The sequence below is a fragment of the Mucilaginibacter flavidus genome (assembly GCF_024055575.1).
GTDB classification, from domain to species: Bacteria; Bacteroidota; Bacteroidia; order Sphingobacteriales; family Sphingobacteriaceae; genus Mucilaginibacter; species Mucilaginibacter flavidus.
This window is the reverse complement of sequence record NZ_JAMXOE010000001.1, coordinates 306,369-319,868: the sequence shown is the minus strand read 5'-3', so window position 1 is coordinate 319,868 and position 13,500 is coordinate 306,369. Positions and strand designations below refer to the sequence as shown.

14 protein-coding genes are annotated in these 13,500 nt (G+C 42.6%); 10 read left to right on the top strand and 4 right to left on the bottom strand.

The window, feature by feature from the left end; all coding sequences use genetic code 11:
* Window positions 1-94: 94 nt before the first annotated feature.
* The 7 genes from NAF19_RS01430 (at window position 95) to NAF19_RS01400 (ending at window position 6,216) form a co-directional block, all read left to right on the top strand.
* Complete coding sequence (locus NAF19_RS01430; RefSeq protein WP_252787958.1) at window positions 95-706, top strand: fumarylacetoacetate hydrolase family protein; 612 nt, start codon at window positions 95-97, stop codon at window positions 704-706.
* 56 nt (window positions 707-762) lie between these two features.
* Entirely contained in the window at window positions 763-2,481 is a 1,719-nt protein-coding gene (locus tag NAF19_RS01425; protein ID WP_252787957.1) for a M23 family metallopeptidase, read from the top strand.
* 2 nt (window positions 2,482-2,483) lie between these two features.
* On the top strand, window positions 2,484-2,945 hold the full coding sequence (gene bcp / locus NAF19_RS01420) for a thioredoxin-dependent thiol peroxidase (protein WP_252787956.1): 462 nt from the start codon (window positions 2,484-2,486) through the stop codon (window positions 2,943-2,945).
* An 82-nt stretch (window positions 2,946-3,027) separates the two neighbouring features.
* On the top strand, window positions 3,028-3,582 hold the full coding sequence (locus NAF19_RS01415) for an RNA polymerase sigma factor (protein WP_252787955.1): 555 nt from the start codon (window positions 3,028-3,030) through the stop codon (window positions 3,580-3,582).
* Between the two features lie 51 nt (window positions 3,583-3,633).
* Window positions 3,634-4,371 carry a polysaccharide deacetylase family protein gene (locus NAF19_RS01410; RefSeq protein ID WP_252787954.1) on the top strand — a complete coding sequence of 246 codons (738 nt, stop codon included), beginning with the start codon at window positions 3,634-3,636 and terminating at the stop codon, window positions 4,369-4,371.
* A 9-nt stretch (window positions 4,372-4,380) separates the two neighbouring features.
* A complete protein-coding gene (locus NAF19_RS01405) occupies window positions 4,381-4,902 on the top strand; it encodes a hypothetical protein (protein WP_252787953.1) in 522 nt (173 codons plus the stop codon).
* Window positions 4,903-5,028: 126 nt separating this feature from the next.
* Window positions 5,029-6,216: an aspartate aminotransferase family protein gene (locus tag NAF19_RS01400; protein WP_252787952.1), complete on the top strand. Its 1,188-nt coding sequence runs from the start codon at window positions 5,029-5,031 to the stop codon at window positions 6,214-6,216.
* A gap of 5 nt (window positions 6,217-6,221) precedes the next feature.
* Here the strand turns inward: NAF19_RS01400 and NAF19_RS01395 are convergent, their stop codons facing one another.
* Together NAF19_RS01395 and NAF19_RS01390 are read right to left on the bottom strand one after the other, a co-directional pair.
* Window positions 6,222-6,581, bottom strand: coding sequence for a type II toxin-antitoxin system RelE/ParE family toxin (locus tag NAF19_RS01395; RefSeq protein WP_252787951.1), 360 nt, complete (start codon window positions 6,579-6,581; stop codon window positions 6,222-6,224).
* Window positions 6,574-6,789 (bottom strand): hypothetical protein, encoded by a 216-nt coding sequence (locus NAF19_RS01390; RefSeq protein ID WP_252787950.1) that lies wholly within the window; start codon window positions 6,787-6,789, stop codon window positions 6,574-6,576. The genes NAF19_RS01395 and NAF19_RS01390 overlap by 8 nt, the downstream gene beginning before the upstream one ends.
* 286 nt (window positions 6,790-7,075) lie before the next feature.
* Here NAF19_RS01390 and NAF19_RS01385 point away from each other — a divergent pair, with 286 nt between their 5' ends.
* Window positions 7,076-9,355, top strand: a complete 2,280-nt coding sequence (locus NAF19_RS01385) for a glycosyltransferase family 4 protein (RefSeq protein ID WP_252787949.1) — start codon at window positions 7,076-7,078, stop codon at window positions 9,353-9,355.
* Complete coding sequence (locus NAF19_RS01380; protein WP_252787948.1) at window positions 9,356-10,360, top strand: glycosyltransferase family 4 protein; 1,005 nt, start codon at window positions 9,356-9,358, stop codon at window positions 10,358-10,360.
* 64 nt (window positions 10,361-10,424) lie between these two features.
* Here NAF19_RS01380 and NAF19_RS01375 read toward each other — a convergent pair whose 3' ends face one another.
* Both NAF19_RS01375 and NAF19_RS01370 read right to left on the bottom strand, forming a co-directional pair.
* Window positions 10,425-10,856 carry a hypothetical protein gene (locus NAF19_RS01375; protein WP_252787947.1) on the bottom strand — a complete coding sequence of 144 codons (432 nt, stop codon included), beginning with the start codon at window positions 10,854-10,856 and terminating at the stop codon, window positions 10,425-10,427.
* 225 nt (window positions 10,857-11,081) lie between these two features.
* Window positions 11,082-12,569, bottom strand: a complete 1,488-nt coding sequence (locus NAF19_RS01370; protein WP_252787946.1) for a glycoside hydrolase family 130 protein — start codon at window positions 12,567-12,569, stop codon at window positions 11,082-11,084.
* Window positions 12,570-12,741: 172 nt separating this feature from the next.
* Here NAF19_RS01370 and NAF19_RS01365 point away from each other — a divergent pair, with 172 nt between their 5' ends.
* Entirely contained in the window at window positions 12,742-13,419 is a 678-nt protein-coding gene (locus tag NAF19_RS01365) for a response regulator transcription factor (protein WP_252787945.1), read from the top strand.
* Window positions 13,420-13,500 lie beyond the last annotated feature (81 nt).

Genomic DNA, 13,500 nt, shown 5'->3' with positions numbered 1-13,500 from the left:
ATACCAAATGAATTGTTTCAACAATTCATAATCTCCCGAATAAAAAAATCCTAAAATCTTTCAATCCTATGAATCTTAGTTTAATTTAGGCGTTATGAAAATAATTGCCATAGGCCGCAACTATGCCGAGCATGCAAAAGAGCTGAATAACCCCGTTCCGGGTGTGCCGGTAATATTTATGAAGCCGGAAACTGCTTTGCTGAAGGAGAACAAACCTTTTTATCATCCTGATTTCTCGGAAGACATTCATCACGAAATTGAGATAGTGATAAAAATCAGCAAAGAAGGTAAGCACATCAGCGAGCAATTTGCGCAGAACTACTTTGAAGAAGTTGGCCTTGGGGTTGATTTTACCGCCCGCGATATACAATCAAAACACAAGGAAAAGGGGCTGCCATGGGAACTGGCCAAAGCATTTGATGGCTCGGCGCCGGTTAGCAGCTTTGTTCCAAAATCACAATTTGTCGATTTGAAAAACATAAACTTTAGGCTTGATGTTAATGGAGAAACCAGGCAACAAGGCAATACTTCGCATATGCTCTTTTCGTTTGAGTATATCATCGCCTTTGTGTCAAAATACATCACCCTAAAAAAAGGTGACCTGATTTATACCGGCACACCACAGGGCGTTGGTAAAGTAAATGTTGGCGACAGGCTGGAAGGCTACCTCGAAGATGAAAAGATGCTTGACTTTTTAGTGAAGTAGATTTAGAAGTCAGTAAAGTCCGAAAAGTCAGTAAAGTCCGAAAGAAAAAATCGTTAATGAGAAAAAAGTATATCGTTACTCTCCTGGTTGTTACCTGTTATTGTTTTAATGTGCTGGCGCAAGGCCCTATACAACTCCACCAATACCCGCAGCGTTTTTTCCGTTACCCGCTTGATTTGCCGCCATCAACCGCAGGTTCGTTTGGGGAATTACGGGGCGCCCATTTTCATTCGGGGCTCGATTTTAAAACTAATCAAACTACCGGCTACCCGGTGCATGCGGCTTACGATGGCTATGTATCGCGTCTGCGGATACAGTTTGGCGGCTTCGGACATGCCATCTACATCACTCATCCAAATGGTTATACCACGGTTTACGGGCATGTAAAGACGTTTACCCCGGCTATGGAAAAGCTGATACGCGACGAACAATACAAACAGCAAAGCTTCGAGGTTGATATTAAGCTTGATCCATTGCAAATGATGGTTTGCCAGGGCGATGTTATCGCCATGTCAGGCAACGAGGGGGCATCTGCCGGTCCCCACCTGCACTTCGAGATAAGGGACACACAAACGGAAGAAACAATCAACCCTCAATTGTTCGGTTTAACCATTCCTGACAAAATACCGCCGGCAATTACATCTGTTGGTATTTATCATTTGGACGGCAGTCCGTTCAGTGAAAAAACACCGCGCCAGTTTTTGGCAGTTACCGGCAGCAACGGAACCTACCGTTTGGCAAAACCACAAATATTAAACCTAACCGGACAAATAGGATTTGGCTTAAGCACTACCGATATGACCAGCGTATCGCCAAATCACAACGGCATTTACTCGTGCGAGTTGAAAATAGACGGCAAAACGGTGTACACTTTTGCCGTTGAGCGCTTCGCGTTCGACCAAACACATGCCATAAACGCATATATTGATTACCCTGAACTGATGAAAACCCGCCGCTGGGTGCAAAAATGTTTTATTTCGCCCGGCAGTAAAATTTCACTTTACCCGCAATCAGTAAACCGGGGGGTAATTACTTTCAACGATGGCGAAGTTCATGATGTAGATTATGTTGTTAAGGACGTCGCCGGAAACACATCGACCTTAACATTAAAGGTAAAATCGGGCCGTGTCGAGGCCAATGCGCAAGTATTGAAAGCGGCGGGCAACCTATTCCATTACGATAAAGTAAACGAATTTAACAGCGATAAAGTGAAGGTGCAGGTTAAGCCAGGTAGCCTTTACGATGATTTGGATTTCACTTATGCGGTACTACCCAGGCGCCCCGGTGCTTTTTCGGCAACTTATGCCATCCATAACAGGTTTACTCCTATACATGACAACTACGACCTTTGGATAAAACCCGACAGCAGCATTGGTAAATTTGCCGACAAGGCTGTAATTGTCAGTACCGAGGGTGCTATGGCTGTAGGTACATTGCAGGATGGCTACATTAAGGCCCAGCCTCATACATTCGGCGATTTTTTTATTAAGATAGATACCATTGCGCCAACTATTGTACCGTTAAACATCAAAGATGGTTCTAATTTGGCTTCGGCTAAAGGGATATATTTCAGGATAGGTGATAACCTTTCGGGCATAAAAACATACATGGGTAAAATTGACGGCAAGTGGGTGCTGACAGAATGGGATTTTAAAACAAAAGTTCTGCGTTATAGCTTTAATACCGATATTGCACCCGGTAAACATATATTTGAATTAACTGTTACCGATTATAAAAACAACAGCAAATATTTTACAGCAACATTTACCCGCTAAATATGGCAACACTTCAAGAAGGCGATAAGGCACCGGACTTTACCGCGAACGACCAAAACGGCAAAACCGTGTCACTGTCGGATTTTAAAGGCAAAAATGTAATCCTTTATTTTTATCCTAAAGACGATACCCCGGGCTGCACTGCCGAGGCCTGCAGTTTCAGGGACAATTACCAGTCAATGCTGGGGAAAGGGTTCCAGGTGATAGGCGTTAGTACCGATACCGAAAAATCGCATAAAAAATTTGAAACCAAGTATAGCCTGCCTTTCCCGCTGATTGCCGATGTAGATAAAAACATTAATGAGGCTTACGGTGTTTGGGTTGAGAAAAATATGTACGGAAAAAAGTATATGGGTACTGCACGTAAAACTTTTATTATTGGTGCCGATGGCAACATCAGCAAAATAATTGAAAAGGTTGATACTAAAAACTCATCACAGCAGGTACTTGATTTACTGCAATAGCACGAATTATTTAAGAAAAGTATTATTATTGTTTTGATAAATAATAAGCAGCTAATAAAAATTAACGATTAATTATTGTTACATGCCAATAGAGGTTGACGACGCAGAGATTTTAAGCAAGTTCCAGGACGAGAAAACCCGGAACGAGGCATTTAACATGCTGCTAAAAAAATATCAGCAAAAAATATACTGGCACGTACGGCGCATGGTAATTGACCATGATGATGCCGACGACCTTGTGCAGGACATATTTATAAAAGTTTGGAAAAACCTGGCGGGCTTTCGCAGCGATGCGCAGTTGTACACCTGGATGTATCGAATTGCAACCAACGAATGCATTACCTTCCTGAACAAGAAGAAGCAAAAAAATAACATATCGCTTGATGATATGCCTTATGACCTGGCAGACACACTTGCCGACTCGACCTACTTTAATGGCGATGCGGCACAACGTAAGCTGCAGGAGGCTTTGTTAACCCTGCCCGAAAAGCAGAAGCTGGTATTTAACATGAAGTATTATGAGGACATGAAATACGAGGAAATATCGCAGGTGCTAGGCACGAGTGTGGGGGCGTTGAAGGCATCGTTTCACCTTGCGGTAAAAAAAATTGAGGCACATTTACTGGGTAGAGATTAAATTTAAATAAATTTTAAACCTTTTGAAATTTGTTCCATCTATAGGTAAGATATGAAGAGTGAAATGGAAAATAAAGATTGGCTAAACGAATACGTGTCACTTAAACAGATTAATCCTGCTAATCCGTTTACAGTGCCGGCCGGTTATTTTGACGACCTCGGAGATCGAATTGTAGCATTCAGGAATTTAGATGAATTAAAAAGCAAGGGATTTTCAGACGGTTTTACGGTTCCCGACAAATATTTTGAGGAACTTACCGGCAATATACAAAGCAGGATAGCAATAGAAAGTGCGCTGAACAGCGATGGGGAAGGTTTTGCCGTGCCTGAAGGTTATTTTGATAACCTCCAGCAGCAGATACAAAGCCGCATTTTTGTTGAGGAAGCTTTGGGTGAACCAGCAGAACATTTTGCCGTGCCCGAGGGCTATTTTGATAAGCTTACCGAAAGCATTTTAAATAAAACTGTCAACGAGGGTACTGCTAAACCCAGTGGCGGAATTGTTAGAAGGTTATATGCATCGAACTTCTTTAAATATGCAACAGCAGCTTGTGTTACCCTTGCCCTTGGCGGCGGTATATTATTAAGCGAGCTTACCGGTTCGGTTGTTGAGCATAACGGTACTTTTTTGCACAAACAGCTTTCAGGCGTGTCTGTTGATGATTTAAAAAGTTATTTGGAGTTAAACAGTGATCCGTCAGACACACAACAAGCAGTTGTGACAGATGCTGCGGCAGATGACCAAAGCCTGGAAGATGCTCTGCAACAGGACGTACATAAAATAAAGTAATATTTAAGGATGAGTAAGCTGTTAAGGTGGATTTTAGTATTGGTTGTTATGTTGCTTAGCCGCGAAGGCTTTGGGCAACGCCGTGTACTTTTGCCTGTGCAGCCATATAACCAGGTGCAAAGTCCGGTTCAGCGGTTTAACCAGCGATCTGCACGCACGCAGGTGAAACCGGCAGTCGGCGGGAAAAGGATACAGGTGGTTAAAGAGAATTTTTTAGCCCAGCGCCTTGATTTAACCCAGCCCGAAGCTAAAGCCTTTTGGCCATTATACCGTCAATATAGCCAGGAACTTACTGCGGTAAAAATCCTTAAAAGAATAAATAATTCGAGCGCATCAACCGATGGCGCAAAGCAGGTTGACCTTGACCTTGAATATGAAACCAAGCTGGTGGATATTAAAAAACGCTACCGCGACCAGTTCTATAAAATACTGCCCCCCGAAAAAGTAAGCGTGCTCTACAAAAGTGAAAAGGAATTTAACGACGAAGCACTGAGGATTCTCACTGAGCGCAGTGTTAGGGCAGGGGATTAGTCGGAAGTCCATAGTCCTAAGTATATAGTACTAAGTCTATAGTCCTGAGTCATAAGCCTTATATCGGAACTGAAAATTATAAGGCTTTTGACTTAGAACTTAAGACTAAAGACTTATTTTTGCGCCATGCCCACCCTTCGCCAACTCTTTCTTGCCAATAATGCCCAGACTACTGATTTTCCGCTGCTGCTGGAATTTGAGCGTGCCGAAGGTATTTATATGTACGACAATGCGGGAAAAGCCTTTATCGACCTGATATCGGGCATTGGGGTAAGCAATCTGGGTCACAGTAATCCTTACGTTATTAACGCCATAAAAAACCAACTGGATAAATACATGCACCTGATGGTTTATGGCGAATACGTGCAAACACCGCAGGTTAAGTTTGCCGAAAAACTGGTATCGCTGTTGCCGGCGCACTTGCAGTCGGTTTATTTTACAAACTCAGGCAGTGAGGCAGTTGAGGGTGCGTTGAAGCTTGCTAAGCGGTACACGGGCAGGCATCAAATTATTGCCTGTAAAAACTCATATCACGGCAGCACACACGGAGCATTAAGTGTGATGGGGAACGAGGAATTTAAGCAGGCTTACCGCCCGCTGCTGCCCGGTGTAAGTTTTATACAGTTTAACAGCATTGCCAACCTCGATGCTATCACTAATAAAACGGCCTGCGTAATTATTGAAACCCTACAGGGCGAGGCAGGCATCCGCGTGCCGGACGCAGCTTATATGCAGGCCTTGCGCAACCGTTGCAACGAAACGGGCGCGTTGTTAATTTTGGATGAAATACAGGCCGCTTTTGGTCGCACGGGTAAACGATTTGCTTTTCAGCACTTCGACATTGAGCCTGATATTTTATTACTGGCCAAGGCGCTGGGAGGGGGGATGCCGGTTGGCGCGTTCATTTCATCGAATGAAATAATGGGTGCGCTGAAAGAAAATCCTATTCTTGGGCACATAACAACCTTTGGCGGTCACCCGGTATGTTGCGCTGCGGGGCTTGCAGCGCTTGAGGTGTTGCTTGATGAAAATTTGGTTGATGGCATTGCCGAAAAAGAGGCCTTATTTAAAAAGTTGCTGGTACACCCGGCCATCAAACAAGTACGTGGCAAAGGGCTGATGCTGGCTGCCGAATTTGAAAGCTTCGAACTCAATAAAAGAATAATTGATCGCTGTATTGAAAACGGAGTAATAGCCGACTGGTTTTTACATTGCAGCAACTCCATGCGCATAGCACCGCCGTTAATAATTACGGAGGATGAGATTGAAAAAGCTTGTGGGGTTATTTTGGATGCTGTCAGGTATTGCAGTTGAAATTTTTAGCTTAACCGATTTAGATGTTCATTTAGCATTTCTTTAAGCTTCTTTATTGCTTCCGATTTCTTTATCGTTGATTTTTCAGATTTATAGTAGATAGACAGCATAAAAACATCAATGCCATTTTTGGTTTTGGTTACATGGTAATACATCACCCTAAACCCACCTCTTTTCCCTTTACCCTTACTTTTATCTGCAATCCTGACTTTGTATATCCCCTCTCCATATGCATTTCCTAAAAGTGGATTTCCGGATAAGTCTTCTATTAGCGTATCAATAAATGCTTGAAGTGTGGCGTATTTTTTCACCAATCTTTTAGCCTCCCTTTTGAAGGCATCAGAGACGAAAACATTGTTAATCATTCCAAAGCTCAGAGGCAGGGGTTGCTTTTTTGAGACCGTCTTTTACCATTAGGGCTTCTTTATATGACTCCTGTAATAGCTCAAATTCTTTTTGTGATAAATCGTCGTTCTCAATATCTATATGCCCGCCAATGTCTTTAATAAGATTGGAGATGGTGTTTATTACATCGATTTGGCTATCCGGTATTTGAATAGTTAACGTGGTCATAATTTCTACGAATTGATGTCAATACAAATATACTATAAAACCCAAAACAATCACCCGTTTACATTCGGTATAGCAACAATTCATATCGCCACGGCAATGTTACAATCATAAAATTATAGTTTGGGTTAAACTGGTATAGTTTGTGCCTACTATATAAAATACGTGCCTGATTGCCATTTTCTGGTCAAAAAGCCGGATTATTTAGAAAAAGCGCATATTTTTTGGGTCACTGCCCTGAACAATTAATTAAAGTCAGGGTTATTCTTTAATACATCTCACACTATAAATGAAAATAGCATATATATCAACCTATCCTCCACGCGAATGCGGCATAGCAACATTCAACCAAAATTTGATGCGCGCAATAAACGCCAATTTCCCCGAGCGGAAATCTCCGCTTAACGGTGGCTTTGTTGTTGCCCTGAACGATTCGGAAAGTATGCAGGAATACGAATACCCGGACGAGGTTAAATATGTTATCCGTCAAAATCATCAGAAGGACTATATCCGCGCAGCAAACTATATAAACACCAGTAATGCTGATGTATGTATTATGGAGCACGAGTTCGGTATTTATGGCGGCGAAAGCGGGATTTATATCTTGCCGCTGTTAAACAGGCTCGAAAAGCCTTTGATATCAATATTGCATACCATTTTAAAGGATCCCAGCTATGTGCAGCGCATTATTATTCGCGAAATAGCCGAACAATCATCAAAAATAATTGTGATGAGCAAAAGGGCGGTTGAATTTTTAACCACCATTTATGATGTACCTGCCGATAAAATTCAAATAATAGAGCATGGCGTGCCTGATGTTGAAGCGTCAAACCCCAATCCTGTTAAAAGTTTAAGCCAGTTTAAAAATCATAAAGTACTGTTAACTTTCGGGTTGATAAGCCGCAACAAAGGCCTTGAATCTGTTGTAAGGGCGCTGCCAAAAATTGTAGAAACCCACCCCGAGGTGATGTACGTTGTGCTTGGAAACACCCACCCTGGCGTTATAAAAAATTCGGGCGAGGAATATCGGGACCACTTAAAAACGTTGGCTGCACAGCTAAATGTATCGAAGCATTTGAGTTTCATTAATAAGTTTGTATCTGAAGAAGAACTTGTTGATTACCTGGCGGCGGCCGATGTTTACGTTACTCCATATTTAAACGAGGCGCAAATAACCAGCGGTACGCTTTCCTACGCTGTAGGGGCTGGTGCAGCTGTTGTGTCAACACCATACTGGCATGCCACAGAGCTGCTCGCAAATGGCCGTGGCAGGTTGTTTGATTTTAAAAATGCCGATGAACTTGCGGATATTGTAGTTGAGTTGCTCGACCAGGAAAGGGTGCTTAGTGAATTAAAGGAAAATGCCTACGAATACGGCCTGCATTTACGCTGGCCGGTAATCGGGGCCGAATATATCAGGGTAGCGCAGGAATCGTGCGCGTCACATGATTTTAGCGACAAAATATTAAAGAATAGTATTGTTGACCCCGAGATAATGCCCAAATTCAGCCTGACGCACGTGTTGAGGCTCACAGATGACACCGGGATTGTGCAGCACGCCAAGTATGGTATCCCCAATTTAAAAGAGGGCTATTGCCTTGATGATAATGCGCGCGCTTTGATAATGGCCTTAATGGCTTACCAGCGCAGTAAAAGTAAAGAAGCGTTTGAGTTGTTGCCCATTTACTTAAGCTATATCCACTACATGCAAACGGAGGATGGCAACTTCCGCAATTTTCTGAGTTTCGATCGGCGATACCTGGATGAAGTGGGCTCGGAGGATTCGTTTGGCCGCACCATTTGGTCGTTAGGCTATTTAATTGGATGCTCCGGAAGTAATTCGTACCGCGAGTTTGCCACCGAAATATTTCATAAATCGTTTCCACACTTTAAAGCATTAAAACATTTGAGGGGGATGGCTAATACCATCATAGGCATTAGTCTTTACCTTAAGGTCTTCCCGGGCGACGAGGGTATGGTTGACGAGATGGTTAACCTGACAACGCCGCTAATGGACGCGTTTGAAAAACACCAGGCTGAAGACTGGCAATGGTTTGAGGAGAAAATGACTTATGATAATGCCATTTTACCATTGGCTTTGCTGCACTCGTGCGAAATAACGGGCAACGAAAAGGTGAAAGAGGTTGCTTTGAAAACCATGGCGTTTTTGGATAAACTTACACTATCAAAAGGTTATTTAAGCCCGGTTGGTAACGACGGCTGGTATTATAAAGGCGGCAAATTCCCTACGTTCGACCAGCAGGCCATTGAGACTATGGCTATGGTGCTGATGCATTTCCAGGCTTATACTAATTTCCGCAAGCCGCAGTATATCGAAAAAATGTTTTTATGCTACAAATGGTTCCTGGGCGAAAATACGCTGCGGGCACCACTTTATGACCACGAAACAAAGGGCTGCTGCGATGGCTTGCTGCCAACGGGCATCAACCGTAACCAGGGCGCCGAAAGTACGCTAGCATATTTGATTTCGCACCTTACCGTGTTAGAGGCATTTGAACTTGAATATGAATACAACCGGGTTGGACAGCATGCAACCCTATCGCTTTAAATGAAAGTAGCTGTTTTATCGCCGGTTGCCTGGCGCACACCACCAAGACACTACGGCCCCTGGGAACAAGTGGCATCGAACATTACCGAGGGTTTAGTTAAACTTGGCGTGGATGTTTCTCTGTTTGCAACTGGCGACTCAATTACCGGGGGCGAGTTATATTCGGTTTGTGTAAAAGGGTACGAAGAAGACCGTACCCAGGACGCAAAGGTGCTGGAATGCCTGCATATAAGCAATTTGATGGAACGTGCCGGCGAATTTGACATCATCCACAATAACTTCGATTTTTTGCCGCTAACTTATTCCGGGTTAATAAACACGCCTGTGATCACTACCATTCATGGTTTTTCATCACCTAAAATAGTCCCGGTTTATAAAAAATACAATAAACGCGGGCACTATGTTTCTATCAGTAATTCGGACCGTAGCCCGGAGTTGGACTACATCGGCACCGTTTATAACGGGTTAAATATCGCACAGTTTGAATTTAATGATACACCTCAAGACTACCTGATATATTTCGGCCGTATACACCCAGATAAAGGCACAGCCGAAGCTATCGAAATCGCCAGGAAAAGCAACCGGAAACTATTGATAGCCGGGTTGGTGCAGGATGCAAATTATTTTAAGGAGAAGGTAGAGCCACATTTAAATGACAACGTAATTTACCTTGAAAACGCCGAACCGGCGCAGCGGAATGATTTATTGCGGAATGCTTATGCCCTGCTGCATCCGATAAATTTCAATGAGCCATTTGGCATGAGTGTAGCTGAAGCGATGCTTTGCGGAACACCTGTAATAGCATTTAACAGGGGCTCGATGCCGGAGTTGATAAGGGATAAGAAGACGGGTTTCCTGGTAAATAATATCAACGAAGCTGTGGCGGCTATTGATGAAGTTAAAAGTATAAACCGGAAGGCTTGTCGCCAATGGTCCGAATCGCAATTTTCATGCGATAAAATGGTAGCCGATTACCTCGCACTTTACAAGAAAATATTGGGTTGATGATTTAGATTTGACAACTTTTCAAAGGTTGTCAAATCTCCCCTAAGCAATTTGTACGACCTGATTACGCACTTTTTGCGTTGGCATCGGCTGTTTTATCTGCCAGTATCCCTTCAATTTTTTCGGTAGCAGCTTTTGTTAAATCCTGTTGGTGGTCGTAATTTATCAAAGGCCTTAATATAGTTTCAGAGGAGCTTGGGTAATTATTTTTTGCCGTTTCGTCCTGGCTATAACCCGGCACTTCAATTTCGCGGGCATACTTGTATCCCAACCTTTTGTTTTCTTCTTCAATAAAAGTAAACAAATCGCCGAGACAGGAGTACACCGCCTGAAGGTATTTGTAATTGGTTGATGTAAGGCTCTTCCCGATATCTTCCGGCCCTTTGCCCGGTTCGCAAAAGTTAAGCTTCGTTATAACACCATTGATGAGTTCAACCTCAAATTTGCCCTCATTGTGCCAGTTAAGGGTGTTTTTTATCTCTCTGTAATGATCCATTGCTTTAGTAATTGTTTTTCATGGTAATGTTTGTGAATGGTGTTGTATTAACTTAATACAGAACCGCTTGTTGTATATCAAGTGGTATGCCAAATCACTCATTTTTTATAAAACACATTATTAATACAACAAAAGCCATAAACCGGCAATAGAAAACGGAGACGTAGTGAAATGTGTATACTAAATCGGAATTTTGTGTGCTAAAGCTGATAAAAATTCAAGTAATTACTTTGCGGCTTTATCGCTTTCCTTTTTATCTTCAATTAGCTTATTAACCAGTTCATTAAGATCAACTTCGGCGAAGGCGGTGGATGAATCGGATACACCGTAGGGTATTATTAATTTCCCGTTATGTACCAGCGCGCCGCATGAATACAATACATTCGGTACATATCCTTCCCGTTCGTCGCTGTTGGGTATCAGCAGGGGTTCTTTAAGGCGGCCAATTTCCACTTCCGGGTCGTCGAGCTTAAGCAGGCTGGCACCAAGTACATACCGGCGCATTGGGCCTACGCCGTGGGTAATTACTATCCAACCCTTTTTTGTTTCAATTGGCGAGCCGCAATTACCTATTTGTATAAATTCCCAGCTAAATTTGGGTTCCTGTAGTTTTATCGGCTTTTCCCAAATATTTATCTTGTCTGAATACATGATGTAGTTGTTGCAACCATCAATCCTGGATATCATTACAAATTTGCCGTTAATCTTGCGGGGGAACAGCGCAAGATTTTTGTTTTGGGCGCCAGCTCCGTACAACGGCATTATCTTAAAGTTATAAAAATCGTTAGTTTGCAGCAGCTTGGGCATAATTAGTGACCCATCGTAGGCCGTATAAGTGGCGTAATAAACCATGCTGTCGTCATCATTTTTAAAATGGACAAACCTTGCGTCTTCTATTCCTTTACGCTCATATTCTGATATGGGGAAGATCACCCTGTCGGATATATCGGTATCAAGCGAAAAAACAATTTCGTAGTAGGAGTCGGCCAGCCACAGTACTTTGTCGTATTCCAGCCTTTTCAGATCAGTTTCCTGCAGTTTTTGCGAATCGCTGATTATGCGGCGCAGGTTTGCGTATTCAAAATGATGATCAAGTTTTGATTCAAGCTCATTTAAAACATTGATATCGATTTGAGTTACTGCGGCTTTTTCAAAAAACAATTTTTTATTATAAACCGCGTTCCGCACAATTTCGGCCTCGTCAATATAGCTGCCGGCTGGCGTTACGGTTATATTGTTCGCCTGGTCGATTAGTGCGCGCCTGAAAGTTATAGACGATATATGCCCTTCGCCAACTGCACGAAAACTGATGATTACGCGCCGCTGACCTTCCTGCAGCTCCGTTTGGTCGGGGTCTTCCACTATCGAAGGGTTAAAAAATGCTGCCGATTCGATAGAATATTCATGCGTAAAGTATGAACCTATAAGCAGCTTACGATAAACCGTTAATGTATCGTAATCTATTTCAAGTTCGGTAAAAAGTGGCTTTAATTTGCTGCAATGCCGATTTAGGGCCCGTGTTATATTTCGATGCCTTTTGGAATATTCCTGCAATAAGGGCGAAACTATACCAAATGCGGTATCCTCGTCGAGCGCCATAACCCGTTGGATTACTTCTTTGGCCCTGTCGTTTCCATTGAAAAAAAACCTGGCAATTACACGTTTCGGATCTGGATTTATTCTTATGGGCTTGCGTTCAATGGAAAGTCTCATATTTAAAAAAAGCGTTTATACAGTAACAGTAATATACCTAAATTGATTGCGGTAATTTTATTAAATTGGGTTGTAGCAGTTGTAAACGCTGCCGTGGTTGTAAAAGTGTTAAACATTTGCAACTCCTACAACCCTTATAACCTTTAAAACCAAATTAGTATCTTGCCTGCCCATGAATGTACTAATAGTTGAGGACGAAAAAGGCCTGGCGCTTGAAATAGATGAATTTTTGAGTCATGAAGGTTTTACCATTGAACACGCGCGCTCAAAGGGCATTGCCGGCGAGAAGATTTTTGTCAATAACTACGATTTTATCCTGCTCGACCTTAACCTCCCTGACGGGGATGGTTTTGATTTGCTGCAAATGCTTAAAGGGTTAAAAGACCGTGACGATGCCGTAATTATTTTAACAGCCCGCGGCGCGGTCGACGATAGAGTACTTGGACTTGAACAAGGTGCAGACGATTACCTGGCCAAGCCATTTTCGTTAAATGAACTTTTGGCCCGTATGCATGCTATTACCCGGCGCAAACACAAGCTGGAGAGTAATGACATTGCCGTAAAGGAGTTTAGGATTAATATACAAAACCGCACGGTTCATTATAATACCGAACGGATTAACCTCACTAAAAAAGAGTACGAAATATTCAACTATCTTGTATTGAACAAAAACCGGGTAATATCGCGCACCAATTTAACGGAGCATGTTTGGGGCGATGTGCTGGAGATTAACTCCGACTCGAACTTTGTTGATGTGCACGTAAAAAACCTGCGTAAAAAGCTTTCGCAATTTGAGGCGATCGACTGGTTTGAAACAGTGAGGAGCATTGGGTATAGGGTAAACATTTAGAAGAACATTGTTGTAAAGTTGGAATGTTGTAAGGTTGAAATGTTGCGGGCTGCTTATAAATAACTTTCCAACTTTTAAACT

Excerpts from the sequence above, each read along its gene's own strand:
- NAF19_RS01415 (WP_252787955.1), top strand. The coding sequence starts at position 3,028 with ATGCCAATAGAGGTTGACGACGCAGAGATTTTAAGCAAGTTCCAGGAC.
- NAF19_RS01425 (WP_252787957.1), top strand. The coding sequence starts at position 763 with ATGAGAAAAAAGTATATCGTTACTCTCCTGGTTGTTACCTGTTATTGT.
- NAF19_RS01375 (WP_252787947.1), bottom strand. The coding sequence starts at position 10,856 with ATGGATCATTACAGAGAGATAAAAAACACCCTTAACTGGCACAATGAG.
- NAF19_RS01365 (WP_252787945.1), top strand. The coding sequence starts at position 12,742 with ATGAATGTACTAATAGTTGAGGACGAAAAAGGCCTGGCGCTTGAAATA.
- NAF19_RS01385 (WP_252787949.1), top strand. The coding sequence starts at position 7,076 with ATGAAAATAGCATATATATCAACCTATCCTCCACGCGAATGCGGCATA.
- NAF19_RS01380 (WP_252787948.1), top strand. The coding sequence starts at position 9,356 with ATGAAAGTAGCTGTTTTATCGCCGGTTGCCTGGCGCACACCACCAAGA.
- NAF19_RS01430 (WP_252787958.1), top strand. The coding sequence starts at position 95 with ATGAAAATAATTGCCATAGGCCGCAACTATGCCGAGCATGCAAAAGAG.
- NAF19_RS01390 (WP_252787950.1), bottom strand. The coding sequence starts at position 6,789 with ATGACCACGTTAACTATTCAAATACCGGATAGCCAAATCGATGTAATA.
- NAF19_RS01395 (WP_252787951.1), bottom strand. The coding sequence starts at position 6,581 with ATGATTAACAATGTTTTCGTCTCTGATGCCTTCAAAAGGGAGGCTAAA.
- NAF19_RS01410 (WP_252787954.1), top strand. The coding sequence starts at position 3,634 with ATGAAGAGTGAAATGGAAAATAAAGATTGGCTAAACGAATACGTGTCA.
- bcp (WP_252787956.1), top strand. The coding sequence starts at position 2,484 with ATGGCAACACTTCAAGAAGGCGATAAGGCACCGGACTTTACCGCGAAC.
- NAF19_RS01370 (WP_252787946.1), bottom strand. The coding sequence starts at position 12,569 with ATGAGACTTTCCATTGAACGCAAGCCCATAAGAATAAATCCAGATCCG.
- NAF19_RS01405 (WP_252787953.1), top strand. The coding sequence starts at position 4,381 with ATGAGTAAGCTGTTAAGGTGGATTTTAGTATTGGTTGTTATGTTGCTT.
- NAF19_RS01400 (WP_252787952.1), top strand. The coding sequence starts at position 5,029 with ATGCCCACCCTTCGCCAACTCTTTCTTGCCAATAATGCCCAGACTACT.